Here is a 2,818-nt window from a genome sequence, read left to right as displayed (position 1 = left end):
GTGCGGCCGGTGCTGCTGCGGCCGGTGCTGCTGGGGCCGCGGGTGCTGGAGCTCAGGCGGGCGGGGTGGCGGCCACCAGGGCGTTGGCGTGCCCGTGGCCCATGCCGTGCTCGCTCTTGAGCCAGGCGACCAGTTCCGCGTGGCGGATGCCGGGGTGCTGGGCGCGGTGCTCGTGCAGCAGCTGCTGCCAGTGCGCGACGGGTTCTGCGTACTTCGCCTCGATGGCGGGGAAGTACGACGCCGGTCCCTTGACGGTGTCGGGCACGGGTTCCTCCAGTCGGTGCTCGTGGTGGTCGTGGCTGCCGGGTGTGCTCGACCCCGGGGGTCGCCGGCCCCGGTGGTCCTGGAGGTGCAGACCGCTGCCGGCGGCAGGACTCACCGGGGCGGGGCGGGGCGTCCCGGCCCGGTTCACGGGCCGTGGAAGGTGGGCAGGACGAGCGAGCCGTCGTCGGCCAGCGGGAGGGCGGGGTTGTGGGTGACCTCCCGGGCGTGCCCGTCGGGGTCGGTGAACACGCCGGCTCGGCCCAGCCTGCAGCACCGCGCCCGGGCCGCCGGCCTGGGAGGAGACCGTCTCCTGCACCTGCTGGCCGTGCCCGCCGAGCTGCTCGCAGGAGCGGCGTGAGCGTTCCAGGTCGCGCACGCCCGGGGTGATCAGGCTGATCCGCTGCTCCACGGGCACGAAGGTAGGCCGCACCACCGACACGACCGCCGTCGCGAGCGGGCCGTGCGCGTGCTCGTCGGCGCCGCGCCACCGGCTCGCCCGCGGCGAGCGCCACCGCTTACCATCATCCCCGCTACGCAGCGTTTCAGGGCGCTACGCAGTGCTTCCAGCACGTGGAGCGGCGCGACGCCCTGAGGCAGGAGTCCACCATCACCGGCGATGTCGAGGCGAGGGGCCACGAGACCGCTGCCAGCGGGCTGGGCGCACCCGGGGTGGGTGCTGCCCGGACCGGCGGAGCGCGCGTCAGCGCCACGGTGCTGCGCGAGCAGACCACGCAGCACCGCCAGCGCGCTCACGACCTGATCGCCCACAGCCACGACCTCATCGAGCGCGCGCAGCAGGCGCAGCGACGCGCCCGGGAGGGGCAGGGGCGCCCGGCCCGCCTGACCGTCCCGCCGGGCGCACCGGTCCTGCCCGTGGCCGCCGGGACGGCACCGCTGCACCGGGGGCACTTGGTGCTGGACCCGGTGCTGGACCCGGTGCTGGACGTCGTGCCCGTGCAGCCGCACCCGCCGGCGCCGCAGCACCCACCCGGCGATCAGGACGACACCCGGCCCGGTGGCCGCAGCGGTGGTGAGCGGGAGCTGCAGGCGCGGCTGCTGGCCGCGGTGCAGCGCTTCAGCGTCCTGGACGGCTCCGCCGACCGCGCCCCGCAGGTCGGGCAGGTCCGGGAGGTCCTCACGCTGCTGCTGGACTGCCTGGTGCAGGTGCTGCGCGTGGACGGTGCCAGCGTGACGCGCACCGTCGGCAAGGACTTCCTGCGCCTGGGCGCGGTGAGCGGCCCGGCTCGCCGGGCGGTGCGCGCGCTGGAGGTGCTCCAGCAGCGCCACCAGGACGGGCCCTGCCGCCTGGCGCACCGCAGCGGGCGGGTGGTGGAGGAGGCGGACCTGGCCTCCAGCGCCGGCTCCGGCTGGTACGCCAGCGCCGCCGCGCAGCTGGGCCTGGCGGCGGTCACCGCGCTGCCGCTGCGGGTGGCCGGGCAGTGCTGGGGCACGGTGCAGCTGTACCGCACCCGCCCCGGCGCGCTGAGCGCCGCGCAGCTGCAGGCGGCGCAGGTGTTGATGGGGGTGGGCGCCACGCTGGCGCTGCTGGTGCAGCAGCGCCAGCAGGCCGAGGACAGCCACCGGCGCCTGGTGGCCCAGGTCGGGCGCGATCCGTTGACCGGGGCGCTCACGCGGGCGGTCTTCGAGGAGCAGCTGCGCCACGCCCTGGCCCTGCTGCACCGGCGCCGCTCCAGCGCAGCAGGCACCGCCGCCCCCGGCGGGACCGGTGGGACCGGTGGCGGGGAGGGTGGGGCTCACCTGGCGGTGCTGTTCATCGACCTGGACGGGCTGAAGGCGGTCAACGACCTGCACGGGCACGCGGCGGGGGACGAGCACCTGCTCGCTGCGGCCGGGCGCATCCGCGCCGCGCTGCGCCCGGCCGACGTGCTGGCCCGCTTGGGCGGGGACGAGTTCGTGGTGTGCTGCGAGCGCCTGGCCGGGCACCGCGCGGCGGCGGCCATCGCCGCACGCATCGTGCGGGCCCTGCAACGCGCCAACAGCAGCGAGGGGCGCAGCGGCGAGCAGGGGGACAGCGGCGAGCAGGGGGACAGCGGCGAGCGGGGGCGGGGTGCGCCACGGCTGCGGCGCCCGCTGGCGGCCAGCGTGGGCGTGGCCGTCACCGACGATGCCGCCACCGCGCCGCACGCGCTGCTGGCCGCGGCGGACGCCGCGATGTACCGCGCCAAGCGCGCCGGCGGTGACCGCTTCACGATGGCCGACCCGCAGGCCCTGCGGCGCGAGCGCGAGCAGGCCCAGGCCGCCGAGCACCGCTCCAGCGGGCGGCAGCGGCTGCGCGCCCAGCTGCCCGCGGCGCTGGAGCAGGGCCAGCTGCGGCTGCACTACCAGCCGATCGTGGACCTGCGCGACGGGGCCACCAGCGCGGTGGAGGCGCTGCTGCGCTGGGAGCACCCCGAGCACGGGCTGCTCAGCGCCGGTCAGTTCCTGCCCCAGGTCGGTGCCACCGGCAGCACCAGCGGCCCCAGCGACACCCTCGGCCCGGCGGGGGAACGGGCGCGGGAGCGGGCCGGAGGACCGGCGGGGCAGCAGCCGGGGG

General features: G+C 77.5%; 2 protein-coding genes and 1 pseudogene. 1 reads left to right on the top strand and 2 read right to left on the bottom strand.

All coding sequences use genetic code 11. The features are described 5' to 3' along the window. Nucleotides 1–52: 52 nt before the first annotated feature. Together GTR00_RS18250 and GTR00_RS26470 are read right to left on the bottom strand one after the other, a co-directional pair. Nucleotides 53–265, bottom strand: coding sequence for a DUF4287 domain-containing protein (locus tag GTR00_RS18250; protein WP_166612995.1), 213 nt, complete (start codon nt 263–265; stop codon nt 53–55). Between the two features lie 143 nt (nt 266–408). Continuing rightward, nucleotides 409–673, bottom strand: a pseudogene (locus GTR00_RS26470) (hypothetical protein). Between the two features lie 161 nt (nt 674–834). Between GTR00_RS26470 and GTR00_RS24355 the strand changes: the two are divergent. Further along, the coding region (locus tag GTR00_RS24355; protein WP_166612994.1) for a diguanylate cyclase domain-containing protein at nt 835–2,818 on the top strand (1,984 nt) is incomplete at its 3' end.

The sequence above is a fragment of the Kineococcus indalonis genome (assembly GCF_009906395.1).
In the GTDB taxonomy this organism is placed as follows: domain Bacteria; phylum Actinomycetota; class Actinomycetes; order Actinomycetales; family Kineococcaceae; genus Kineococcus; species Kineococcus indalonis.
Note: the sequence above shows the minus strand (reverse complement) of the source record. Positions and strands in the feature narration are given on the sequence as shown.